This window comes from Streptomyces melanosporofaciens (genome assembly GCF_900105695.1).
Lineage (GTDB): Bacteria > Actinomycetota > Actinomycetes > Streptomycetales > Streptomycetaceae > Streptomyces > Streptomyces antimycoticus.
This window is the reverse complement of record NZ_FNST01000002.1, coordinates 4,631,921-4,654,150: the sequence shown is the minus strand read 5'-3', so window position 1 is coordinate 4,654,150 and position 22,230 is coordinate 4,631,921. Positions and strand designations below refer to the sequence as shown.

Genomic DNA, 22,230 nt, shown 5'->3' with positions numbered 1-22,230 from the left:
GGCGAACCACTAAAGTGAGACCCATGACCGGCATTGAGACCTCCCCGGGCGACCACACCGCCCTCTGGCCCGCTCCGACCGCCGATGGAGCGGTGGACGCGACCGTCACCGTGCCCGGATCCAAGTCGGTTACCAACCGCGGTCTGATCCTGGCCGCGCTCGCCGCCGAACCCGGCTGGCTGCGCCGCCCGCTCCGCTCCCGCGACACCCTCCTGATGGCCGCCGCGCTGCGTGCCATGGGCGTCGGCATCGAGGAGACGGTGTCCGACGGCGCCCTCGGCTCGGGCGGCCCCTCCGGCGGCGGAGAGGCATGGCGGGTCATCCCGGCGGGGCTGCACGGCCCGGCCACCATCGACGTCGGCAACGCCGGCACCGTGATGCGCTTCCTGCCGCCGGTCGCCGCCCTGGCCGACGGCCCCGTCCACTTCGACGGCGACCCCCGCTCCCATGAGCGCCCGCTGAACGGCGTGATCGACGCGCTGCGCGCCCTCGGCGCCCGCATCGACGACGACGGCCGCGGCGCGCTGCCGATGACCGTGCACGGCGGCGGGGCGCTGGACGGCGGCCCGGTCCGCATCGACGCCTCCTCGTCCTCCCAGTTCGTGAGCTCGCTGCTGCTGTCCGCGCCGCGCTTCAACCAGGGTGTCGAGGTGCGCCACATCGGCGCCGCGCTGCCCTCCCTGCCGCACATCCGGATGACCGTCGACATGCTGCGCGCGGCGGGCGCGCGGGTGGACACCGCGGAGGCGGGCGGCGAGCGGGGCGTCTGGCGGGTGGCGCCGAGCGCGCTGCTCGGCCGCGACCTGGTCGTCGAGCCCGATCTGTCCAACGCGGCGCCGTTCCTGGCCGCCGCCATGGTCACCGGCGGCCGGGTGACCATCCCCGACTGGCCGGAGCGCACCACCCAGCCCGGGGACGAACTGCGCCGGATCTTCACCGAGATGGGCGGTGCCTGCGAGCTCACCGACGCCGGGCTGACCTTCACCGGAACGGGCCGGATCACCGGCATCGACGCCGATCTGCACGAGGTCGGCGAGCTCACCCCGGTGATCGCGGCGGTCGCGGCGCTGGCCGACTCCGAGTCGGTGCTGCGCGGCATCGCGCACCTTCGGCTCCATGAGACCGACCGGCTCGCCGCCCTCGCCAAGGAGATCAACGAGCTCGGCGGGGACGTCGCCGAGACCGAGGACGGTCTGCGGATCCGCCCCCGGCCGCTGCACGGCGGGATCTTCCACACCTACGAGGACCACCGGCTGGCCACCGCCGCCGCCGTACTCGGCCTCGCCGTCGACGGTGTGCTGGTCGAGAACGTGGCCACCACCGCCAAGACCCTTCCCGACTTCCCCGGCCTGTGGTCCGGGATGCTCGACGCGACGACGACCTCGGCGCGGAGATCCTGAGAGCCTGGACTCATGCGCCGCTACGGCAAGCACACCGACGAGGATGACGTTCGGGTCCGCCCCAACCGCAAGGGCAACCGGCCGCGCACCAACATCCGCCCCAAGCACGAGGACGCCGCCGAGGGGTTCGTGCTGACGATCGACCGCGGCCGGCTCACGGTCCTGGTCGAGGACCGCACCATCACCGCCATGAAGGCCCGCGAGCTCGGCCGTAAGGGCGTCGTCGTCGGCGACCGGGTCGCGGTCGTCGGGGATCTGACCGGCGACAAGGACACGCTCGCCCGGATCGTACGGGTCGAGGAGCGCACCTCCGTCCTGCGCCGGACCGCCGACGACGACGATCCGTACGAGCGGGTCGTGGTCGCCAACGCCGACCAGCTCGCGATCGTGACCGCGCTCGCCGATCCGGAGCCGCGTCCGCGCCTGATCGACCGGTGTCTGGTGGCCGCCTTCGACGCGGGGCTCGAGCCGCTGCTCGTGCTCACCAAGTCCGATCTGGCGCCCGCCGAGGAGATGCTCAAGACCTATGAGCCGCTCGGCATCCCCTTCGTCGTCACCAGCCGTGACGAGCTGGCCGACGGCGACGCCGCCGACCGGGTGCGGGAGCGGCTGACGGACCGGATCACCGTCTTCGTCGGCCATTCGGGGGTGGGCAAGACCACGCTGGTGAACGCGCTGGTCCCGGACCACCAGCGGGCCACCGGCCGGGTGAACGCGGTCACCGGCCGCGGCCGCCACACCACCACCTCCGCGCTCGCGCTGCCCCTGCCGGACACCAAGGGGTGGGCGATCGACACCCCGGGCGTACGGTCCTTCGGGCTGCACCATGTGAATCCGGCGCGGGTCATCCAGGCCTTCCCGGACCTGGAGCCGGGCACCGAGGGCTGTCCGCGCGCCTGCAGCCACGACGAGCCGGACTGCGCGCTGGACCAGTGGGTGGCCGACGGCCACGCCGAACCGGCCCGGCTGTACTCCCTGCGACGGCTGCTGGCCACCCGGGAGCGGCGGGAGGGCGACTAGGGCCTGTCCGGGGAGCGGCCCGCCATAGGCGCTCAAGATCCGAGGGACACCTCTTGGGGGAGCGTGTTTGCCGTCCACCCGGGACGGTAAATGGATAATCGCATCAAGGAGTCAGGCGGCCGGGCGTGTCCCGGGCGAGGGCAGCCGACGGCGACACGGGAGGGCATGTCTATGGCGTGGCTGCTGGTCGTGGTCGCCGGGCTTCTCGAAACGGGCTTCGCCGTCTGTCTCAAGCTCTCGCACGGCTTCACCCGCCTGTGGCCGACGGTCGCGTTCTGCGCGTTCGCGCTCGGCAGCTTCGGGCTGCTGACGCTGTCGCTGAAGAAGCTCGACGTGGGGCCCGCGTACGCGGTGTGGACGGGGATCGGGGCCGCCGGGACCGCGATCTACGGCATGATCTTCCTCGACGATCTGGTCTCCATGCTCAAGATCGTCTCCATCAGCCTGGTGATCATCGGCGTGATAGGGCTCCAGCTCTCCGGCTCGGCCCACTGAGCCCGGCCGCCGGGTCGGCTCAGGCCAGCACCGTGCGCACCATACGGGCCACATCCGCCGCCGGGGCGGGCGCCACCACGTACGACAGGGCCAGCCTGGCGACCGCCTCACAGGCCAGTGGCAGCTCTACCGCACCGGGCGGCCAGTCGCCCGCCAGCAGCCGCACCGCGCGGTCCCGCGCCTGGCCGAGCAGCTCGCCCGGCGCGGGCAGCGGGCCGGGCGATGCCGTCCTTACGGATGTCACGGACGTCACGGACGTCGGCAGCCGGTCGTTCCAGCAGCCCGTGAGCACCGCCCGCACCAGTGGGTTCTCGGTCGCCGAGCGGACTGTCCACACCGCCGCGGCGGCCAGCCGCTCCCTGGGGCCCGCCGCGCCGGGCGCCCCGGACAGCGCCCGCTCGACCCCGCTCAGATATGCGTCGGCCTCGCGCCGCACCAGAGCGCGGGCGAGGCCCTCCTTGCTGCCGAACTCGTTGTAGAGGGTCTGCCGGGAGACCCCGGCCGCCGCCGCGACCTCGGCCATCTTGACCCTCGGCCATGGACGGCCCTCGAGCGCGGCGAAGGCCGCGTCGAGTAAGGATTCACGCGCTGCGGGCATCGTCGCCTCCCAGAGCGGGCATCGCCGCCTCCCGGCGGCATGTGCCCGACAGAATTGACGGGCCGCCAGATGAAGTCAAGAGCCCCGCACGGGCCGACCCGTACGGCCCCGGTCCCTGGTCATGTGGAGTCGCGTGGCTCCGGGTCTCTTCCGCTCGATACTGTTCGGCCATGCCCGACTACCACGATGACCTGCGTCTCGGCCATGTCCTCGCCGACGCCGCCGACTCGACCACCATGGAGCGGTTCAAGGCGCTCGACCTGAAGGTCGAGACAAAACCCGATATGACGCCGGTGAGCGAGGCCGACAAGGCGGCCGAGGAGCTGATCCGCAGCTCCCTCCAGCGCGCCCGGCCGCGCGACGCGGTGCTCGGTGAGGAGTTCGGCAGCGAGGGCAGCGGCCCGCGGCGCTGGGTGATCGACCCGATCGACGGCACCAAGAACTATGTGCGCGGGGTCCCGGTCTGGGCCACCCTGATCGCCCTCATGGAGCGCGGTGAGGGCGGCGACCGGCCGGTGGTCGGGGTGGTCTCCGCGCCGGCGCTGGGACGCCGCTGGTGGGCCGCCGAGGGGCTGGGCGCGTACGCCGGGCGCAGCCTGTCCTCCGCGTCGCGGCTGGCGGTCTCGAAGGTGAACAACCTCTCCGACGCCTCGTTCGCCTACTCCTCGCTCAGCGGCTGGGAGGAGCGCGGCAAGCTGAACGGTTTCCTCGATCTGACGCGCACCTGCTGGCGCACCCGGGGCTACGGCGACTTCTGGCCGTACATGATGGTCGCCGAGGGCTCGGTCGACATCTGCGCCGAACCGGAATTGTCGCTGTGGGACATGGCGGCCAACGCGGTGATCGTCCAGGAGGCGGGCGGTCGTTTCACCGGGCTCGACGGCATACCGGGCCCGAACAGCGGCGACGCGGCGGCGTCCAATGGGCTGCTGCACGGGGCGATGCTGGACTATCTGCGCTCCTGAGGGGCTTCACGGTGGGCTCTCGGGAGCTATGGGGAGCCCTGAGAGCCCACCGGCGTGCGAGCCGGACGAGAACCGGAGTGTGAACCGGAGCGCGGCGCGCGCTCAGCGGCAGGGTCGGCCTCCGCGCGCCCTTGTTGGATCCACCAAGGCATGTGAACATGAGAATCCAGGACCTTGTGAACTTGTGCATCCATTCACAGGCGCCTCCGGCGCCGGGCATTCTCGAATGGGTTTCACCAAGGAGGTGGCTCCATCCATGCCCATGCACGTCCGTGACGCCATGAGCTCGGTGGTCCTCACCATCGGCCCCGCACACACGCTCCGTCAGGCCGCCCGGCTGATGTCCGCACGCCGGGTCGGATCGGCCATCGTGCTCGATCCCGACACCTGCGGCCTGGGGATTCTCACCGAGCGCGACATCCTCAACTCAGTGGGGGCGGGCCAGGACCCCGACCAGGAGACCGCGCACGACCACACCACCGCCGATGTCGTCTTCGCCGCCCCCGGGTGGACGCTGGACGAGGCGGCCCGCACGATGACCCAGGGCGGCTTCCGCCATCTGGTCGTCCTCGACGCGGGCGGCCCGGTCGGGGTGGTGTCGGTGCGCGACATCATCCGCTGCTGGGCTCCGATCCCCCAGACCGTACCGGCCTGAGGCGGAACCGGAACCGGACTTCGCGCCCGGCACACGAAGAGGCCGGAGCCCAACGGCGTCCGGCCTCTTCGGTTGATACGACAAGCGTCCGTCAGCCGCGCAGGGCCTGAACCGCGGCCTCCAGCCGCTTGCCGTAGTCGGCGTCCGCCTTGCGGAAGTTCTCGATCGCCCGCTGTGCGATGTCATCGCGGGAGACCTTGGCGATGAACTGCGCCAGATTCTCGATCAGGCGCTCCTTCTCGTCGTCCGACATCAGCCGGTAGAGGTTGCCCGCCTGGACGAAGTCGTCGTCCTCGGCATGCGAGGGCGCCTCGTGGTCACCGGTCCGGCCGGAGACCGGGGAGGACTGCCACAGCGGCCGGCCGGTCTCCGCCGGACCACCGAAGCTGTTGGGCTCGTAGTTCTTCGCGCCCGCGTGCCGACCGTCGTACAGGAAGCCGTCCCGGCCGTGGGTGCGCGCCTCGGCCGCGTGCGGACGGTTCACCGGCAGGTGGTCGGCGTTGATGCCGACGCGGTAGCGGTGGGCGTCGCCGTACGCGAAAAGGCGGCCCTGGAGCATCTTGTCCGGGGACGGGCCGATGCCCGGCACGAAGTGGGCCGGCGAGAAGATCGACTGCTCGACCTCGGCGAAGATGTTCCGCGGGTTGCGGTTCAGCTCCAGCTTGCCGATCTCGATCGGCGGGTAGTCCTCGTGCGGCCAGACCTTGGTCAGGTCGAACGGGTTGAAGCGGTAGTTCGCCGCGTCGGCCGCCGGCATGATCTGCACCTGCACGGTCCAGGTCGGGAAGTCACCGCGCTCGATGGCCTCGCGCAGATCGCGCTGGTGGCTGTCCGGGTCCAGACCGGAGGTCTCGGCCGCCTCGGCGGTCGTGAGGTTCTTGATCCCCTGGTCGGTCTTGAAGTGGTACTTCACCCAGAAGACCTCGCCCGCGGCGTTGTTCCACTGGTAAGTGTGCGAACCGTAGCCGTTCATGTGGCGGTACGAGGCAGGGATGCCGCGGTCACCGAACAGCCAGGTCACCTGGTGGGTGGCCTCGGGCGAGAGACCCCAGAAGTCCCAGACGTTGTCCGCCTCCTGGGAGCCGGTGTACGGGTCGCGCTTCTGAGTGTGGATGAAGTCGGGGAACTTGATGGCGTCCTTGATGAAGAACACCGGGGTGTTGTTCCCGACCAGGTCGTAATTGCCGTCCTCGGTGTAGAACTTCAGCGCGAAGCCGCGCGGGTCACGCACCGCGTCCGCCGAGCCGAGGTTGCCGGCGACCGTCGAGAAGCGCAGGAACGTCTCGGTCTGCTTGCCGACCTCGGAGAGGAACGACGCGCGGGTGTACTTGGTCACGTCCGCGGTCACGGTGAAGGTGCCGTACGCACCGGCTCCGCGGGCGTGCACGATCCGCTCCGGGATCCGCTCGCGGTTGAAGTGGGCGAGCTTCTCGATCAGATACTGGTCCTGGATGAGGACCGGACCGCCGACGCCCGCCGTCTCGCTGTTCTGGTTGTCCGCCACCGGAGCCCCGGACTCCGTGGTCAGCGGACCAGTGATGTTGTCCTGGACCGTCACGTGCGCCTCCTGCGTACTCGCATTCTGTCCCTTGGTCTGGGGCTGCTCTCGATCCTACATTGGACAATGTCTAAGTCAAGAAGCGTTGGAAACTCGTACCCGATCTGGTCAAGGACTCGTCCGCTGCTACCCTTGTCCTTATCTGACTGATAGGTGAATGGCATGAGTGACCTGCTGGAACGGCTCAGGGGACGCGGCTGGAGGCTGACGGCGCAGCGGCGTGTCGTCGCCGAGGTCCTCAACGGGGACCATGTGCACTACACCGCCGACGAAGTCCACGCGGCGGCGGCCGAGCGACTGCCCGAGATCTCCCGCGCGACCGTCTACAACACCCTGGGCGAGCTCGTCTCGCTCGGTGAGGTGATCGAGGTCACCACGGACGGCAGGGCCAAGCGCTACGACCCGAACGCACACCACGCGCATCAGCACCTGGTGTGCGCGAAGTGCGGCACGATCCGCGATGTCCACCCCTCCGGCGATCTGCTCGCCGACCTGCCCCCGCAGGAGCGCTACGGCTTCGCGGTCTCCGCGGTCGAGGTGACCTATCGGGGTCTGTGCCCCGACTGTGCGGCCTGAGAGCGCCGCGACAGACGGCCACAACAGACGAAAGGCCCGGATCCTGGAGGATCCGGGCCTTTCGTTGTGGTAGCGGGGACAGGATTTGAACCTGCGACCTCTGGGTTATGAGCCCAGCGAGCTACCGAGCTGCTCCACCCCGCGTCGTTGTGTTGCAACCTTAACCCGGGGTGGACAGCAGGAGCAAACCGGTTACCGGCGGGACGCCCGCCGGTGGCTCCGGGCCGGGGTTCCGGCCCGGAGCACAACGCCCTGAGCTGCTGTTATGCCGCGAGCCGACGCTAGGCCGTGAGCTCCTGCTGCAGCGCGTCCCGCAGCCGCGCCGCGCGCTCGGCGACCTCCGCGGGCCCCAGCTCGACCGCCCGCGCACTCCACCGCTGCCCCTCGGTGAGCGCCCCGCGGCGGGCCGCGAGCAGCGCGAGCCGCAGCGCGGCCCGGCCGTGCCCCGCCTCGGCGGCACGCGTCCACCACAGGGCGGCCTCCGGCTCGCTGCCCTCCCGGGCCAGCAGCAGCCCCAGGTTGAACGCGCCGTTGCTGCTGCCCGCCTCAGCCGCCGCCCGGTACCAGCGCGCGGCCTCGACCACGTCGCCGCGCGCGGCCGCGAACATGCCCACCCGCACCTGGGCCCGCCGGTGGCCCTGGCGCGCGGCACGCTCGTACCACTCCTCGTACTCGGGGACGTGCGGCCCGGAGCCGTCGTCCGGCGGCGGGGTCGGGAAGCGCGTCCCGGACGAGCTGCCGAGGCCGGTGCCGGTCGCCGGATCGCCGCCGACCGACGAGCGGTCCAGCAGCGCGGCCAGCCGGAAGGCGCCCTCGGCACTGCCACCGCCCGCGGCGCAGCGCAGATGGCGCTCGGCGCCCTGGAAGTCGCCGTCCCGCTGCAGGGCGAGGCCGACCTGCAGCGCCGCCTCGGTGTGCCCGGCGGCGGCGGCCCGCTCGTACCACTGCCGGGCCGCCCGGCCCTCGCCCCGGCCCGCGTACAGGATCCCCAGGTTGAACGCGGCGTCGACGCTGCCCGCCTCGGCCGCCTTGGAGAACCACGGCTCGGCGCCCGCCGCGTCGCCGCGCTGCAGCAGCATCACGGCGACCGCGTTGGCGGCCTCGCGGTGGCCCGCGTAGGCCGCGCGGCGGTACCACTGCTCGGCCTGTGCGGTGCGGCCCTGCTCGGCGCAGAGCAGCCCGAGGTTGTAGGCGCCGTTGATGTCCCCGGCGTCGAGCGCGGCGCGGTACCAGCGCTCGGCGGTCTGGGTCTCGCCCCGGTCGGCGTGCAGCGCGCCGAGCGCGTTGGCGGCGTTGCCGTCGCCGTCCTGGGCCGCCCGGTGCCACCAGACCGCCGCGCTGTCCGTGTCGCCCGCGTCGCGCAGCAGGAAGCCCAGCGCGCAGGCGGCGCGGGACTCACCGTCCTTGGCCGACATCAGGTACCAGCGGCCGGCCTCCTTGGTCTCACCGCGCTTCTCCAGCAGCGTGCCGAGGTGGAGGGCGGCGCGCCGGTGGCCGCGCGCGGCGGCCTGCCGGTACCACTGCTCGGCCTCCTCCCGCCCGGCCCCGTCGGCGCCGCGGCGGCGCTCGGCCACCGGCTCGTCGCCCTCGTCGCCGCGGTCGTCCAGGATGCGGGCGAGCCGGTACGCGGCCTCGCGGTGGCCGCGCTCGGCGGCCGTGCGGAACCAGCGCTCGGCGCCGATGTCGCTGCGGTGCTCCAGCAGATCGCCCAGCGCGTACGCGCCCAGGGTGTGGCCGGATTCGGCGGACTGGCGCAGCCAGTACTCCGCGGCGGGCTCATCGCCCCGCTCACGGTGGTGACGGCCCAGGGCGTGGGCCGCGGCGGCGGATCCGGCGACGGCGGCTATGCGCCACCAGCCGGCCGCCTCGTCGGCGTAGCCGCGCTGGTGCAGCAGGACGCCGAGGTTGTTGGCGGCGGCGCGATCGCCCGCCGCGGTGGCTCCCCGCAGATGCGGTTCCGCGCCGTCGACGTCACCACGGCGCAGCAGCAGCGCGCCCAGTGCGCTCATCGCGGCGGTGTCACCGGCCTCGGCTGCACGACGGTGCCGGGTCTCCTCCTCGGCATCGTCATGCGTGTGCGCAAAACGCCCTGTCTCCAACAGACTGACCCTGTCCCCCATAAATCCCATCGTGGCATCACCCGCATCCGGCGTACACCTGGTATACCGCAGCCGAGGAGGTCACTTCAGCGTTTTGTCGACATGCCCACAGAGAGACAACCCAAACGCTTGTATCCGCATTCCCCGAGTGGACGCTCGCAGAACACACAACAAGGCCCGGATCCTTGCGGATCCGGGCCGTGTCTGTCAGTAGCGGGGACAGGATTTGAACCTGCGACCTCTGGGTTATGAGCCCAGCGAGCTACCGAGCTGCTCCACCCCGCGCTGTGTTGCCACCACCGTATCACGGTGCGCGGGGTCGGCCGCCCGGCCGTTCTCGCAGGTCGTCAGAGGGTCAGCCGCCCTTCTTGCCGGAGCCGTCACCGGCGCTCTGGCTCTGTGGCTGGTTCTGCTTCTGCCCCGGCTTGTCGCCCGCCTTCTCCTCCGCCTTGGCGGCGCGGTTCAGAGCGTCCCTCAGATCGTCCTGGGCCCTGCCGTACGCCTCCCAGTCCTGCGGCTGCTTCTGGAGCGCGTCCTGGCCGTCCTGGTACGCCTCCTGGGCGTCCTTGAGGGCTTCCTTCACCGTGGGGTTCGCGCTCGACGGCGGTTCCTGCTCGCCGTCGCCCGGTGGCCGCTGCTCCTCGGACGACTCGCCGAAGACGGCGTCCAGGGCCTCACCCAGGGTGTCCTTGAAGACGGTCTCCTTGCCGTAGGAGACGCCCACCTTCTTCAGCAGCGGGTAGTTGGCGCTGCCACCGCGGGCGTAGACCGGCTCGATGTACAGGAAGCCGTCGTCCAGTGGCACGGTGAGCAGATTGCCGTACTCGATGTCGGAGTCGGTGCCTCTGAGGTTCCGGACGAACTCGGCGACCTCCGGATCACCGTTGAGCTCGCTCTGCACCTGCTGTGGCCCTGGCACGTTGGAGGTGACCTTCAGCAGTCTTATCGTGCCGTAGTCCTTGCTGTTGGCATCCGCGTCGATCGACATGAACGCGCCCAGGTTGGGACGCCCGTTGGGGGTGAAGGTCGTCGTCAGCGAGAACGTCTGCCCCTTCTGGTCGGGCATCTTCATGCTGAGGTAGTACGGCGGTACCGCGTTCCCGTCCTTGTGGGTCGGGTCCTCGGGGACCTGCCAGGCGTCACTGCCGCTGTAGAACTGCGTCGGGTCGGTGACGTGGTAGCGGGTCAGCAGCTCGCGCTGGACCTTGAAGAGGTCCTGCGGATACCGCAGATGCTCCATCAGGTCCTTGCTGATCTTCTCCTTGGGCTCGACCGTGCCCGGGAACGCCTTCTCCCAGGTCTTCAGGACCGGGTCCTTGGTGTCCCACTCATAGAGCTTGACCGTGCCGTCGTAGGCGTCCACGGTCGCCTTGACCGAGTTGCGGATGTAGTTGACCTTGTTCTGCTGCGCGACCACCGAACGGTCTCCGTCGCTCAGCGAGTCGGCCGTGCTGTCGCCCAGGGTCGTCCGCGAGGCGTACGGATAGCCGTTGGTCGTGGTGTAGGCGTCGACGACCCACTTGATCCGGCCGCCCACCACCGCCGGATAGGCGTCGCCGTCGATGGTCAGCCAGGGGGCGACCTTCTCGACGCGCTCCTTGGGGGTGCGGTTGTACAGGATCCGCGAACCGTCGCCGATCGCGCCCGAGTAGAGGATCTGGGGCTCGCCGAACGCCACCGCGTAGGCGGCGCGGTTGACCGGGTTGGAGAGGCTGACCCCGCTCTTGCCCTTGTAGCTGGTGGTCTTCTCGCCGTTCTTCTCGTAGTCGAGCTCCTTCTGGGGGCCACCGACTATCGAGTACTGATCGGTCTTCTCGCCGTAGTAGACCTGCTGCTTGTAGGTGCCGACCCCGCCGCCGCTGGAGCTCTTGGTGGGCAGCCCGGACTCGGTGAAGTCCGGCGAGCCGGCCGGGTCCGCGTTGGGATCGGTCGTGGTGCCCTTCGCCGCCACCATGCCGTAGCCATGGGTGTAGGTGAAGTGGTCGTTGATCCAGTTCCGCTTCGGGATGCCGTTGAGGTTCAGCTCGCGCACACCGACGACGGTGTCCTGGTCCTTGCCGTCGGCGCCCTTGTAGCGGTCGACGTCCAGCGTCGAGGGGAACTGGTAGTACTTCCGCTCCTGCTGGAGCTGCTGGAAGGTCGGCGAGATGACGCTGGGGTCGATCAGCCGGTAACTGGCCGTCGTATTGGCGTCCTTACGGAGCTTCTCGCCGCCCTCGCTGGCGTTCTTGCCGGAGTAGTCCGCCACCTTGGAGTCATCGATGCCGTACGCCTGGCGCGTGGCCTCGATGTTCTTCTGGATGTACGGCGCCTCCTTGGCCTGCTCGTTCGGCTGGACCTGGAACTTCTGCACGATCGCCGGGTAGAGCCCGCCGATGAGGATCGCCGAGAGCACCATCAGCCCGAAGCCGATGACCGGCAGCTGCCAGGTGCGGCGCCACAGCGTCGCGAAGAAGAGCACCGCGCAGATGGCCGCGATGCAGAACAGGATCGTCTTGGCGGGCAGATAGGCATTGGCGTCCACATAGCGCAGACCCGTCCAGTTGCCCGTCGCCTTGAAGTCGCTGGACTTCACCGCGAGGCCATAGCGATCCAGCCAGTACGCCACCGCCTTGAGCGCGACGAAGACGCCCAGCAGCACCGACAGATGGCCGGTGGCCGCGGCGGTCGCGCGGGCGCCCGGGCTGGTGACCCGCAGGCCCCCGTAGAGGTAGTGCACCAGGGCGGCGGCGATGAGCGAGAGCACCGTGGCCGCGAAGCCGAAGCTCAGCAGGAAGCGGTACCAGGGCAGATCGAAGGCGTAGAACGCCACGTCCTTGTGGAACTGCGGGTCCTTCTGGCCGAAGGGCACGCCATTGACCCACAGCAGCCAGATCCGCCACTGGCCGGCCGCCGAGGCGCCCGCGATCAGCCCGACCAGGGCGGTGACCGCGAGCAGCACCCACTTCTTGAACGGGGCGATGCCCATCCGGTAGCGGTCCAGGCTCTGCTGCTCCATGGACATCGCGCTGAGCGGCGGCCGCAGCCGGTGCGCCAGCCAGATGTTGATCCCCACCGCCGTGGCCATCAGCACGCCGAAGACGAAGAACAACCCGATCTTCGTCTTCAGGGTCGTACTGAAGACGGACGAGTAATGAAGCGAGCGATACCAGAGCCAATCCGTCCAAAACCCGGCAAACATGACAAAGAGCATGGCCAATACGGCCAGCACGCCCAGGGTCATGAGCAGGGTCCTGGCACGCCGGGACGGTCGGCCGACTCTCATCCGCGGCCCCGTCGGGCCTCCGCCGCGGTCCGGCATCTGGAAAGCCAAGGTGCGCACCTCGAAGTTCGCTGTCGATTGAGGGACCCTGAACTCCAGGGCCCACCTGATGCAACTTACTCAGGCTTTACTCAGTTCCCGTTTCCGGGTCCGAACAGGGCACGATATGAACCATGTCCAACGCAACCCCCGGCACCGACCCGCTGGCCTCGAATCCTCTGACCCGAGCCGTCCTCGAAATTGACGAGTACGCCTCAGGGCTCGGCTGGGACCAGCCCGCCCGGCTCTTCGCCCTCGTCGACACCGCCCGGCTGCGCGCCGAGGAGCCCGGCCTCGCCTCCCAGCTCGGCCTTGACGAGGGCGGCGGCGAGGAGATCGCCTCCCTGACCCCCATCGAGCAGGACGAGCTGCCCTCCGGCGCCCCGCTGGACGAGTTCCTCGCCACCATCGCCTGGCCCGACGCCGTGACCGGCTGTGCCCTGACCGTGGAGCGGCAGATGCTGCCGCCGTCCGCCGAGGGCTCCGTGCCCAAGGGCCTGGCCGACGCCGAGCTGGCCAAGTGGGTCGCCGAGCACCCGGACCGCCAGGAGGTCCGGATGACCGTCGCCGTGCTGCGGGACGGCACCCGCGAGTCGGCCCTGCGGCTGCGGGAGAAGGACTCCCCGACCGAGGTGCTCACCGGCGCCGGCCTGGTGCCGGGACTGGCGGACGCGCTCAGCGCCACCTTCGCCACCGACTGACCGCCGAGCGGGGGGCGCCGCTCAGCCCGTCGTGCACTTCGGCAGACCGGCGGTGTCCCCCTTACGGATCTTCTCGAGCGCCTTGAGGGCGTCGTCGATCGTGTGCACCTTGACCAGCCGCAGCCCGCCCGGCACGTCCTTGGCGGCGGCCGCGCAGTTCTCCTTGGGCGTGAGGAAGTAGCGGGCGCCCGCGTCGCGCGCGCCGATCGTCTTCATCTCGATCCCGCCGATCGGGCCGACCGTGCCCTTGTCGTCGATGGTGCCGGTGCCCGCGATGTACTTCCCGCCGGTGAGATCCCCGGACGACAGCCGGTCCACGATCCCGAGCGCGAACATCAGACCCGCGCTGGGCCCGCCCACGTCCGCCAGCTTGATGTCGATCCGGAACGGGAAGGTGTAGTCGACCCCGGCCTGGATGCCCACGATGGCGCGCGAGCGGCCCTGGTCCGCCTTCGCGGTGGTGATCGTGACGCGCTCCTCACCGGTGGGCTGCTTGCCGCGCTTCTCCGCCGCGGCCACGTCCTTGGCCGGGACGACCGAGAAGGCCACCTTCTGGCCCGGCTTGTGCTTGGTGACCAGCTTGGCGACGTCATCGGGCTCGTGCACCGCCGTGCCGTCCACCGACTTGATCACATCGCCCGCGTGCAGCTTGCCCTGGGCCGGGGCGCCCTTCTGGACGGCGCCGACGATGACATGCGCGGTGACCGGCTTCTTCAGCGCCCGCAGCGCCGCGACCTTGGCGGACTCCTGGGACTGGGTGAACTCCTCGGCGTTCTGCTGGTCGACCTGGTCCGGGGTCTTGCCGTCCGGGTAGAGGGTGCTGTGCGGCACGACCACGTCATCGTGCGCCAGCCAGCCGTAGACGGCCTCCACGAGGTTCATCCGGTACTCGGAGCCGGTGACGCGGACCGTGGTCATGTTCAGATGGCCGCCCGTGGTCTCGCAGTTCTTGCGGCCCGAGATCTGCAGCACGCACTCCCCGTTGTGCTCGCCCAGGGTGTTGTACGTCGGCCCGGGAGACATCTCCGCGTACGGCACCGGAATCAGCACTCCGGCGCAGAGCAGCGCGATCAGCATCAGAAGGGAGGCGAGCATCGTCGCAGTGCGGCGTGGCATGGAACGACAGTACGGGACCCGTCCGTCAGTCCACCGTCGGGGCCGTCCGTACGAGGGGCGGCGCGGACGGGGCGCGGTCAGGCCGCGGCGTCCGAATCGGAGGGCCGGCGCTCCATCGCCTCGCGGAAGCGAGCGTATCCGGCCAACTCAGCTACGTCCCCCCCGGACTTCCGATTTACGGCTCGGGCGGCTATGCCCGCGTATATCGCCGCGGCTATCGCCGCGAACAGCGGAATGAGCAACCAGAGAAGCGCACCCACAGCAGCCTCCCGACCCCTGGAAAAATCGCGGTCGACGACCGCGACTGACAGATGAGCAGATTAATCCTCTGCCAGGTCAACGCTCACGGCAGGGTGGGGGTTACGCAAGCGGAGTACACCCTTCCGTGCCCAACCGCCCTCCCGTCACCCGACCACCACCCCTCAACGAGGCGCTACGCGCCCACCCGCCCTCCCGTCACCCGACCACCACCCCTCAACGAGGCGCTACGCGCCCACCCATTCTTCGGTCCCATCCGCGAAGGACTGGTGCTTCCAGATCGGCACCTCGCGCTTGAGGTCGTCGATCAGACGGCGGCACGCGGCGAACGCCTCCGCGCGGTGCGGGCAGGAGACGGCCACCACCACGGCCAGATCGCCGATCACCAGATCGCCCACCCGGTGCACGGCGGCCAGCGCGCGGACCGGGAAGTCGGCCACGACCTTCTCGGCCACCCGGCGCAGCTCGGCCTCGGCGGTCGGATGCGCGGAATAGCCGAGGGCGCCGACCTCCGCGCCTCCGTCGTGGTTGCGCACGGTGCCCACGAACAGCGCCGTACCGCCCGCCGCGGCATCGCCCACCGCCCCGAACACCTCGTCGACGGAGAGGGGTGTGTCACGGACGGCGAGCAGCCGGATGGGGTTGGCGGCCGCGAGTTCGCCGGGGTGATCGTACGAATGTGCCATGCCGTCCATCGTGCCGCACCGTCCCGTCCTCACGTAATACCGGATCCCGGAAAGCGTCTTCCGATACAGGCCCGTCTGGGTCAGGCCCTGTCGGGCCCGCTCCAGGCCTCTCAGGCCCGGCGGCGCGCCTTACGGGCGCGGCGCACGATCGCCGCGGTGCCCACCAGGGCCACGGTCGCGCCCGCGGCGCCGAGCGTCGTGGCGTCCTTACGGCCCAGGCGCCGGCCGGCGACCGTATGGCGGCCGGAGACCTCCTCCAGCAGCTCCGCCAGGACCTCCTCGTTGGTCCAGCGCGGCCGCCAGCCCGCCGCGTGCAGCCTGCTGCCGCTGATCGCCCACGGGTGCATGGTGTACGCGAGATCGCCGGCCGGGGACGGCGTCAGGCCGAGCCGGTGCAGCCGAGAGGCGGCGCCCAGGGCGACCGCCGAGGGCAGCTCCATGCGCCGGATTCCGGACAGCTCCTCGACCTCCTCCTGCTCCAGCCAGCCCTCGCAACCGACCGCCAGCTCGCCCTCGACCTTCTCCAGGGCGGCGTATTCCAGCGCGCCGACCAGGTCCTCCACATGGCAGAACTGCCAGGTGGGACGGGATCCGGCGACGACCAGCAGACGCGGTGACTCGAAGTAGCGGGTGAGCGCGGTGTCCGTGCCGCCGACCAGGATCGCCGGGCGCACCACGGTCACATTCAGCCCCGGATGCGCTCGGGGCGCGCGCTCCCCGAGCCGCTCGATCTCCAGGAGATCGCCGACGCCGGTGGCCTCGGCGGTCGCCCGCAGCTCCGCGTCCTCGGCGAGCGGCACCGCGTTGTCCGGGAGCGCCCCGTAGACCATCGCGGAGGTGCACAGCACCACCCGGCGCACCCCGGCCGCCGCGGCGGCCGTAAGGACGGTCTGGGTGCCGCGCACGTTGTAGGCGGTGCGGGCGGCGGAGTCGGTGCCCAGGTCCAGGTCGACGGCGAGGTGGACCACCACGTCCGCGCCGCGCAGCTTCTCGGCGATGGCCGGATCGCGGACGTCCAGCACATGCCACTGCGCCTCGCTCACCTCACCCCGGCGTTCATCGATGGCCAGGACCTGCTTGACCTCTTCGGACTCCGCGAGCCGCTGCGTGAGCAGGGCACCTGGGCCCGAGGCGGCACCGGTCACCGCCACGACGGGTCGTCGTGCGGTGCGAGCCGTATCGTTTCGCGCAGCGCGAACTTCTCGGTCTGGGGAACTCACCGGGCGTCTCCAGCGGTTGTCTTCAGTACGGAGCGCATGTACGCATACGTACCAGGTGACGCCCATCCTGCCGCAGGGCGGCGATCAGCGAAGCACCGAGCCCGGAAACCGGCGAGGTGTCTAGGCTGGGTGGTGATGTCGGGCATCCGCCACCGGCCCGGGAGCCGGTGGCCCAACGAGCCGAGGAAACCCGTGAGTGACACCCCATTCGGATTCGGCCTTCCGCCGGAGGAGCCGGAGGACGGCGACGACGGCAAGAAGAAGGGCGGCCAGGGCGGCGAGCAGGGCCCCGCGAATCCCTTCGGGTTCGGCGGCGGACCCGGCGGAGCGGGCGGCGCGGACAATCCGTTCGCCGCGATGTTCGGTTCGCTGAATCCGGGCGACCTGGGCGCCGCCTTCCAGCAGCTCGGGCAGATGCTCTCCTACGAGGGCGGCCCGGTGAACTGGGACATGGCCAAGGACATCGCGCGCCAGACCGTGGCGCGCGGCACCGCCGACGGCAGTAAGGACGAGAGCGTCGGCCCCGCCGACCGTGCCGCGGTCCAGGAGGCCGTGCGCCTGGCCGACCTGTGGCTGGACGGCGTCACCTCGCTGCCCTCGGGCTCCGGGAGCGCCGTGGCCTGGAGCCGCGCCGAATGGGTCGAGGCGACCCTGCCGGTGTGGAAGGACCTGGTGGACCCGGTCGCCGAGCGGGTCGGCGCCGCCATGGGCGATGTGCTGCCCGAGGAGATGCAGGCCATGGCCGGCCCGCTGCTCGGGATGATGCGCTCGATGGGCGGCGCCATGTTCGGCACCCAGATCGGGCAGGCGCTGGGCGTACTGGCCGGCGAGGTGGTCGGCTCGACCGATATCGGGCTGCCGCTGGGCCCGGCGGGCAAGGCGGCCCTGCTGCCGGTCAACATCGCGGCGCTCGGCTCCGGCCTCGGTGTGCCCAAGGAAGAGGTCCGGCTGTATCTGGCCCTGCGCGAGGCGGCCCACCAGCGGCTCTTCGCCCATGTGCCGTGGCTGCGCTCGCACCTCTTCGGCGCGGTCGAGGGGTACGCCCGCGGCATCAAGGTCGACACCGCCAAGCTGGAGGACGCGGTCGGCCAGCTCGACCCGACCCACCCCGAGCAGCTGCAGGAGGCACTGCAGCAGGGCATGTTCCAGCCCGAGGACACCCCCGAGCAGAAGGCCGCGCTGGCGCGTCTGGAGACCGCTCTGGCGCTGGTCGAGGGCTGGGTGGACGCGGTGGTGCACGCCGCCGCCAAGCCGCATCTGCCGTCCGCCGACGCCCTGCGCGAGACGCTGCGGCGGCGGAGGGCGAGCGGCGGCCCCGCCGAGCAGACCTTCGCCACGCTGATCGGCCTGGAGCTGCGGCCGCGCCGGCTGCGGGACGCCTCCCGGCTGTGGGCCTCGCTGACCGACGCCCGGGGCCTGGAGGGGCGCGACGGGCTGTGGGCGCACCCGGACATGCTGCCGACGGCGCAGGACCTCGACGACCCGGACGGCTTCGTCCACGGCGAGCAGCTCGACTTCTCCGAGCTGGACAAGATGCTCGGCGAGGCGGCGGGCGGTGAGGACCGTAAGGACGGCCCCGAGCGCCCCGACCTCCGCAAGGACGACCCCGACCGTCCCGACCTGCGTAAGGACAGCGAGGGCAGCGAGGACGACGACCGGGGCGACGGCGAGAAGTGAGTTTGCACCAGGACGCGGCGCGGGTGCTCACCGAGTGGCCCGCGCCCGATGCCGCCCAGGAGCGGCTGCGGCAGCATTACGGCGACCATCTGGCCGCGTATCCGAACGGCATGTGGAAGGCGTGCGGGGACGGCCACATCACGGCGAGCGCGCTGGTGGTCGACCCGGAGCGGGAGCGCGTGCTGCTCACCCTGCACCGGAAGCTGCGGATGTGGCTGCAGATGGGCGGCCACTGCGAGCCGGACGACGCCACGCTCGCGGGCGCGGCGCTGCGCGAGGCCACCGAGGAGTCCGGGATCGAGGGGCTGACGCTGCTGCCGGGCGGCCCGGTGCGGCTCGACCGGCACCACACTCCCTGTGCCTGGCATCTGGACGTCCAGTACGCGGCGGTCGCGCCCCGGGGCGCGGTGGCGGCGATCAGCGATGAATCACTGGATCTGCGCTGGTTCGGCTACGACGAGGTGGCGGACGTGGCCGATGAGTCGGTGCGGCACCTGGTGACGCGCACCCGCGCGCTGCTCTGAGGAGCGCGGCGGCCGCGAACCGGGCGTCCGCGGCCGCCGTGCTCCATCAGCGTGACCTCGGTCAGTTGCTGAAGATGTTGCCCTGGTTCTGACCGCGGGCGCCCTGCTGGCCCATGCCGAACTGCGCGGCCATGCCGCCCCCGACCACCGCGTTCTGCGGCGGGAGCAGCTCACTGGGCTGCACCAGCGCGTAGCCCTGGCCGAGGAAGCTGAGCTCCCATCCCTCGCCGGTGTTGCCGCGCCGCCGCCAGACGCCCGAGGAGTGCGTCTGGGCCTGCATCTGGACCCGCAGCGAGCTGGACCAGGCGACGATGGCGTCCGCGTCGACGTTGACGTACTTGTCGGGGGTGACCTGGAGCAGCAGCGGCTGCCCCGAGGTCATCAGCGCGACCTTGCCCTGGCCGGAGATGTTGAGGTTGTACTTGCCGGAGCCGGAGATCCCGTACTGGCTGTCCACCGCGATCGTCTCCCAGTGCAGCGTGGAGTCGAGTGCGAGCACATAGGAGCTGTCGACGGTCAGCCCGTCGTGGTCCACGTCCATCACATGGATGTGCTGGGCGAGGTTGGCCAGGTAGACCGTGCCCTGCCCGGAGCAGCGCATCAGGTCCAGGCCCTCACCGGCGCGGCTGCGGGTCATGCGCTGCCCCGGCGTCTGGTACTCGCCGTCGAACTCGATGAGCCCCTGATAGGCGACCATGCTGCCCTTACGGGCGAGCACATCCTCATGGCCGCTCAGGGCGACCCGCAGGAGCTGCGGGTTCTGCAGCGCGTAGCGGTCCTGCGTCTGGGCCTCGGTGAAGGCGAAAAGCGGGCTCTGCATCTGGTGTCCCTCCCCCTCAGCCCCGGGCCCGGAGCCGGTCGGTGCTGTCCTCACTGGGCTGTACGACGACGAAGCCCTGCCCGGAGAAGCCGAGCTGATATGCCTCGCCGCTGCCCCGGCCGATCAGGGACGACGCCTTGAAGCTGCGCTTGCCCTTCACCTTGAGCCCCGAGGACCAGGCCACGAGTGCGTCCGGGTCCACATAGGTCTCGTCCTCACCGCGGCCGCAGTCGACCACGATGGGGGTGCCGCGGGAGGTCAGGGCGACCCAGCCGGTGCCGGAGACGCCCACGTTGAACAGGCCCTGCCCGGCGAACTTGGCGATGCCCTTGACCCGTTCGACGCCCCACCGCAGGTGCGCGTCGAAGGCGAGGAGGTTGGTGCCGTTGACCGACAGCGCGTCCCCGTTGAGGTTGATGCAGACGACGTTGGCCCCGTAGTCGGCGAGGTAGAGCAGCCCGTCGCCGCTGCACCGCATCAGCGGGGCGCCCTCGCCGGTCAGCCACTGGGAGGCCATCTGACGTACCGCGGGCGGGTTGGGCTCGTACTGGACGAAGCCCTCGTAGGCCACCATCGAGCCGGTGCGGGCGAAGAGGTCCTGGCCGCTCTGCATGGCGACCTTGAGCATGCTGGCGCCGTGGTTCTCCATCCGGGCGGCGACCGGGGCGGGTGCGAAGCCCGAGATCATTTGCTGGTCCATGACGGGCTCCTTCAGACCTCGTAGGGCTGGACGACGATGAAGTTGCCGGGCGCGCCACGGAACTGGAGGTTCACGGTCTCCCCGCTGTGGCCGGGGTAGGCGCTGCGGCGCAGCCGCACCTGGCTGGAGATGATCACCTGGGATCCGGCGGACCACGCCACGATGGCGTTGCTGTCGGCGAAGGTGGTCGGCGTGACGGGGAGGACGACCGGGGTGCCCTCGGTCTTCACCACGACGGTGCCGGTGCCCTGGAACTGCATGGTGAACAGCGCACCGCCGGGGATGCCATGGCCCTCGATCCGGCGCACCTCGTGGTGCAGCGACTCGTCGAAGGCGAGCACGTTCTCGGCGGCGACACAGATGGCGTCGCCCTGGAGCTCGATCGGATGGAGTTCGGCGGCGTTCTCGGCGAGGAAGACCTGGCCCTGGCCGGTGCAGCGCATGAGCTGCATCTCCTGGCCGGTCGCGTTGCCGACGATCCGGCCGCGGAAGCCGGCGCCCTTGTAGCTGAAGTCGACCTTGCCCTGGTAGAGCACCATCGTGCCCTGGCGGGCGAGCACGGGCTGCCCGCCGACGCCGAGGTCGACCCGCATCAGCCGAGGGTTCTGCGGCGTCCAGCGCTGGCCGGTGGGCGCCTCGCGGTACTGCGCGAGCGCGGCCTGGAGCCCGGGCGCGCCACCGGCGCCTTGGGGGACGCCCATGGCCTGCGGCTGACCGTAAGGAGCGGGCTGGCCCGACTGACCGGGCTGACCGGCCTGGCCGGGGTACGGCTGGGCGGGCGGCTGGCCGTACGGCGCGGGGGCGGGCGGGGTCTGGCCCGGCGGCTGCCCGAAGGGGGCCTGCTGGCCCGGGAACTGGCCCGGCGGTGGGGGCGGCGGCACCTGGCCGGGCGGGGGCACCTGGCCGGGGCCGGTCGGCGCGATGGGTGCGGCGATCGTCGGGGCGCCGTGCATCTGCGGGGTGCCGACGGCGGGCGGCTGAACGCCCTGAGGCGGCGTGCCCTGGGGCGTTCCCTGCGGGGGCGTACCCGGGGCGGGCACCCCTTGGGGCGGCATCCCCTGAGGCGGCGTTCCCTGGGGAGGCGTTCCCTGGGGAGCGCCGAACGCGGGGGCGGGCTGTGGCGCGGGCGGCGCCGGGGCGGCCGGGGCAGCGGTCGCGGCCGGGGGTGCGAAGCCCGGGGCGGGGGCCGCCTGGCCGGGCGGTGCGAAACCGGGCGCGGCGCCCTGGGCGGGCGCGGGGGCGGGCTCCTCCTCGGCCACCTCACCGCCGAAGTTCTTGAGCAGCGCGTCCAGTCCCCCGTCGAAGCCCTGTCCGACGGCGGCGAACCGCCAGACGTCCTTGAGGTAGAAGTCGCCCAGCATCACCGCGCGTTCGGTGCTGAACTCCGAACCGGTGAAGGAATACCGGGCCACCTCCTCGCCGCCCGCGACGATCCGGATATAGCCCGGGCCGATCTGCGACATCTGCCCCGCGCCGTCGAGGGTCGCGGTGAAGGAGAGCTTGTGGATGGTGGAGGGGATGCTGTCGAGCGTGACGCGGAACGAATCCGTGTCACCGGCCTGCGCCCCGAGTTGCTGTATCGCTTCTTCAGGGGACTTCGGCTGGTTGAAGAAGATGAAGTAGCGGTCGTCCGACAGCCGCTCGTCCGCGTCGAGCCCGAAGCAGCTGATGTCGAACGTCAGACCGGGCCCGGCGATCTGCACCCCGACGTACAGATCCCTCCCGGCCGTCAGATCACTGATCCTGGCCTTGTGGCCGCGCTGGAATTCCCTGGCCATACGTTAGGACCGTCCCCCATCGACGTACCGGTGAGTGCATTGCGCGCCAGGCTAGCCGCTGCCGCCGACTATGAGCGACGCCA

Annotated in this window: 19 protein-coding genes and 2 tRNA genes; 9 read left to right on the top strand and 12 right to left on the bottom strand. The window is 71.0% G+C overall.

Translation table 11 applies throughout. From position 1 onward, the window contains the following. Nucleotides 1-23: 23 nt before the first annotated feature. The 3 genes from aroA (at nt 24) to BLV72_RS22975 (ending at nt 2,915) form a co-directional block, all read left to right on the top strand. Nucleotides 24-1,400 (top strand): 3-phosphoshikimate 1-carboxyvinyltransferase, encoded by a 1,377-nt coding sequence (gene aroA, locus BLV72_RS22985; RefSeq protein WP_093464551.1) that lies wholly within the window; start codon nt 24-26, stop codon nt 1,398-1,400. 12 nt (nt 1,401-1,412) lie between these two features. After that, the gene (gene rsgA / locus BLV72_RS22980; protein ID WP_093464550.1) at nt 1,413-2,420 is read left to right on the top strand and encodes a ribosome small subunit-dependent GTPase A; all 1,008 of its coding nucleotides are present in this window, start codon (nt 1,413-1,415) and stop codon (nt 2,418-2,420) included. 171 nt (nt 2,421-2,591) lie between these two features. After that, nucleotides 2,592-2,915: a DMT family transporter gene (locus tag BLV72_RS22975; protein ID WP_014054781.1), complete on the top strand. Its 324-nt coding sequence runs from the start codon at nt 2,592-2,594 to the stop codon at nt 2,913-2,915. A gap of 19 nt (nt 2,916-2,934) precedes the next feature. Here the strand turns inward: BLV72_RS22975 and BLV72_RS22970 are convergent, their stop codons facing one another. Next, on the bottom strand, nt 2,935-3,513 hold the full coding sequence (locus BLV72_RS22970; RefSeq protein ID WP_093464548.1) for a TetR/AcrR family transcriptional regulator: 579 nt from the start codon (nt 3,511-3,513) through the stop codon (nt 2,935-2,937). 170 nt (nt 3,514-3,683) lie between these two features. Between BLV72_RS22970 and hisN the strand changes: the two genes are divergently transcribed. After that, on the top strand, nt 3,684-4,478 hold the full coding sequence (hisN, locus tag BLV72_RS22965) for a histidinol-phosphatase (protein WP_093464547.1): 795 nt from the start codon (nt 3,684-3,686) through the stop codon (nt 4,476-4,478). Between the two features lie 262 nt (nt 4,479-4,740). Then, nucleotides 4,741-5,133, top strand: coding sequence for a CBS domain-containing protein (locus BLV72_RS22960; RefSeq protein ID WP_093470489.1), 393 nt, complete (start codon nt 4,741-4,743; stop codon nt 5,131-5,133). Between the two features lie 91 nt (nt 5,134-5,224). Here the strand turns inward: BLV72_RS22960 and BLV72_RS22955 are convergent, their stop codons facing one another. Continuing rightward, a complete protein-coding gene (locus BLV72_RS22955) occupies nt 5,225-6,691 on the bottom strand; it encodes a catalase (RefSeq protein WP_093464545.1) in 1,467 nt (488 codons plus the stop codon). 162 nt (nt 6,692-6,853) lie between these two features. Here BLV72_RS22955 and BLV72_RS22950 point away from each other — a divergent pair, with 162 nt between their 5' ends. Next, entirely contained in the window at nt 6,854-7,267 is a 414-nt protein-coding gene (locus tag BLV72_RS22950; RefSeq protein WP_093464544.1) for a Fur family transcriptional regulator, read from the top strand. A 67-nt stretch (nt 7,268-7,334) separates the two neighbouring features. On the opposite strand, the gene BLV72_RS22945 is transcribed toward BLV72_RS22950, so the two are convergent. From BLV72_RS22945 to BLV72_RS22930, 4 genes are all read right to left on the bottom strand, one after another. After that, nucleotides 7,335-7,411, bottom strand: a tRNA-Met gene (locus BLV72_RS22945). Nucleotides 7,412-7,548: 137 nt separating this feature from the next. Then, nucleotides 7,549-9,396, bottom strand: a complete 1,848-nt coding sequence (locus BLV72_RS22940) for a tetratricopeptide repeat protein (RefSeq protein ID WP_093464542.1) — start codon at nt 9,394-9,396, stop codon at nt 7,549-7,551. Between the two features lie 181 nt (nt 9,397-9,577). Beyond that, a tRNA-Met gene (locus tag BLV72_RS22935) sits at nt 9,578-9,651 on the bottom strand. A 70-nt stretch (nt 9,652-9,721) separates the two neighbouring features. After that, nucleotides 9,722-12,667: a UPF0182 family membrane protein gene (locus BLV72_RS22930; RefSeq protein ID WP_093470488.1), complete on the bottom strand. Its 2,946-nt coding sequence runs from the start codon at nt 12,665-12,667 to the stop codon at nt 9,722-9,724. A gap of 134 nt (nt 12,668-12,801) precedes the next feature. On the opposite strand from BLV72_RS22930, the gene BLV72_RS22925 reads away from it, so the two are divergent. Further along, a complete protein-coding gene (locus BLV72_RS22925; protein ID WP_093464541.1) occupies nt 12,802-13,368 on the top strand; it encodes a PPA1309 family protein in 567 nt (188 codons plus the stop codon). Between the two features lie 21 nt (nt 13,369-13,389). Here BLV72_RS22925 and BLV72_RS22920 read toward each other — a convergent pair whose 3' ends face one another. The 3 genes from BLV72_RS22920 to BLV72_RS22905 all read right to left on the bottom strand — a co-directional run bounded on the left by BLV72_RS22920 (nt 13,390) and on the right by BLV72_RS22905 (nt 16,648). Continuing rightward, a complete protein-coding gene (locus BLV72_RS22920; protein ID WP_093464539.1) occupies nt 13,390-14,484 on the bottom strand; it encodes a YlbL family protein in 1,095 nt (364 codons plus the stop codon). Nucleotides 14,485-14,969: 485 nt separating this feature from the next. Next, a complete protein-coding gene (locus tag BLV72_RS22910) occupies nt 14,970-15,428 on the bottom strand; it encodes a molybdenum cofactor biosynthesis protein MoaE (protein ID WP_093470487.1) in 459 nt (152 codons plus the stop codon). Between the two features lie 110 nt (nt 15,429-15,538). Beyond that, nucleotides 15,539-16,648, bottom strand: a complete 1,110-nt coding sequence (locus BLV72_RS22905) for an NAD-dependent epimerase/dehydratase family protein (RefSeq protein WP_093464536.1) — start codon at nt 16,646-16,648, stop codon at nt 15,539-15,541. 192 nt (nt 16,649-16,840) lie between these two features. Between BLV72_RS22905 and BLV72_RS22900 the strand changes: the two genes are divergently transcribed. Together BLV72_RS22900 and BLV72_RS22895 are read left to right on the top strand one after the other, a co-directional pair. After that, a complete protein-coding gene (locus BLV72_RS22900; protein WP_093464535.1) occupies nt 16,841-18,325 on the top strand; it encodes a zinc-dependent metalloprotease in 1,485 nt (494 codons plus the stop codon). Next, nucleotides 18,322-18,849 carry an NUDIX hydrolase gene (locus BLV72_RS22895; RefSeq protein ID WP_093464533.1) on the top strand — a complete coding sequence of 176 codons (528 nt, stop codon included), beginning with the start codon at nt 18,322-18,324 and terminating at the stop codon, nt 18,847-18,849. The genes BLV72_RS22900 and BLV72_RS22895 overlap by 4 nt, the downstream gene beginning before the upstream one ends. Nucleotides 18,850-18,910: 61 nt before the next feature. Here BLV72_RS22895 and BLV72_RS22890 read toward each other — a convergent pair whose 3' ends face one another. The 3 genes from BLV72_RS22890 to BLV72_RS22880 are packed head-to-tail and all read right to left on the bottom strand — an operon-like array spanning nt 18,911 to nt 22,147. After that, complete coding sequence (locus BLV72_RS22890) at nt 18,911-19,669, bottom strand: AIM24 family protein (protein ID WP_093464532.1); 759 nt, start codon at nt 19,667-19,669, stop codon at nt 18,911-18,913. Between the two features lie 16 nt (nt 19,670-19,685). Beyond that, nucleotides 19,686-20,369: an AIM24 family protein gene (locus BLV72_RS22885; RefSeq protein ID WP_093464531.1), complete on the bottom strand. Its 684-nt coding sequence runs from the start codon at nt 20,367-20,369 to the stop codon at nt 19,686-19,688. 11 nt (nt 20,370-20,380) lie between these two features. Beyond that, entirely contained in the window at nt 20,381-22,147 is a 1,767-nt protein-coding gene (locus tag BLV72_RS22880; protein WP_093464529.1) for a TerD family protein, read from the bottom strand. Nucleotides 22,148-22,230 lie beyond the last annotated feature (83 nt).

What these genes read in the sequence shown, in the direction of transcription:
- BLV72_RS22960 (WP_093470489.1), top strand. Translation starts at nt 4,741, where the DNA reads ATGCACGTCCGTGACGCCATGAGCTCGGTGGTCCTCACCATCGGCCCC.
- BLV72_RS22950 (WP_093464544.1), top strand. Translation starts at nt 6,854, where the DNA reads ATGAGTGACCTGCTGGAACGGCTCAGGGGACGCGGCTGGAGGCTGACG.
- BLV72_RS22885 (WP_093464531.1), bottom strand. Translation starts at nt 20,369, where the DNA reads ATGGACCAGCAAATGATCTCGGGCTTCGCACCCGCCCCGGTCGCCGCC.
- rsgA (WP_093464550.1), top strand. Translation starts at nt 1,413, where the DNA reads ATGCGCCGCTACGGCAAGCACACCGACGAGGATGACGTTCGGGTCCGC.
- BLV72_RS22910 (WP_093470487.1), bottom strand. Translation starts at nt 15,428, where the DNA reads ATGGCACATTCGTACGATCACCCCGGCGAACTCGCGGCCGCCAACCCC.
- BLV72_RS22920 (WP_093464539.1), bottom strand. Translation starts at nt 14,484, where the DNA reads ATGCCACGCCGCACTGCGACGATGCTCGCCTCCCTTCTGATGCTGATC.
- BLV72_RS22880 (WP_093464529.1), bottom strand. Translation starts at nt 22,147, where the DNA reads ATGGCCAGGGAATTCCAGCGCGGCCACAAGGCCAGGATCAGTGATCTG.
- BLV72_RS22970 (WP_093464548.1), bottom strand. Translation starts at nt 3,513, where the DNA reads ATGCCCGCAGCGCGTGAATCCTTACTCGACGCGGCCTTCGCCGCGCTC.
- BLV72_RS22975 (WP_014054781.1), top strand. Translation starts at nt 2,592, where the DNA reads ATGGCGTGGCTGCTGGTCGTGGTCGCCGGGCTTCTCGAAACGGGCTTC.
- BLV72_RS22890 (WP_093464532.1), bottom strand. Translation starts at nt 19,669, where the DNA reads ATGCAGAGCCCGCTTTTCGCCTTCACCGAGGCCCAGACGCAGGACCGC.
- BLV72_RS22940 (WP_093464542.1), bottom strand. Translation starts at nt 9,396, where the DNA reads ATGGGATTTATGGGGGACAGGGTCAGTCTGTTGGAGACAGGGCGTTTT.
- hisN (WP_093464547.1), top strand. Translation starts at nt 3,684, where the DNA reads ATGCCCGACTACCACGATGACCTGCGTCTCGGCCATGTCCTCGCCGAC.
- BLV72_RS22930 (WP_093470488.1), bottom strand. Translation starts at nt 12,667, where the DNA reads ATGCCGGACCGCGGCGGAGGCCCGACGGGGCCGCGGATGAGAGTCGGC.
- BLV72_RS22925 (WP_093464541.1), top strand. Translation starts at nt 12,802, where the DNA reads ATGTCCAACGCAACCCCCGGCACCGACCCGCTGGCCTCGAATCCTCTG.
- aroA (WP_093464551.1), top strand. Translation starts at nt 24, where the DNA reads ATGACCGGCATTGAGACCTCCCCGGGCGACCACACCGCCCTCTGGCCC.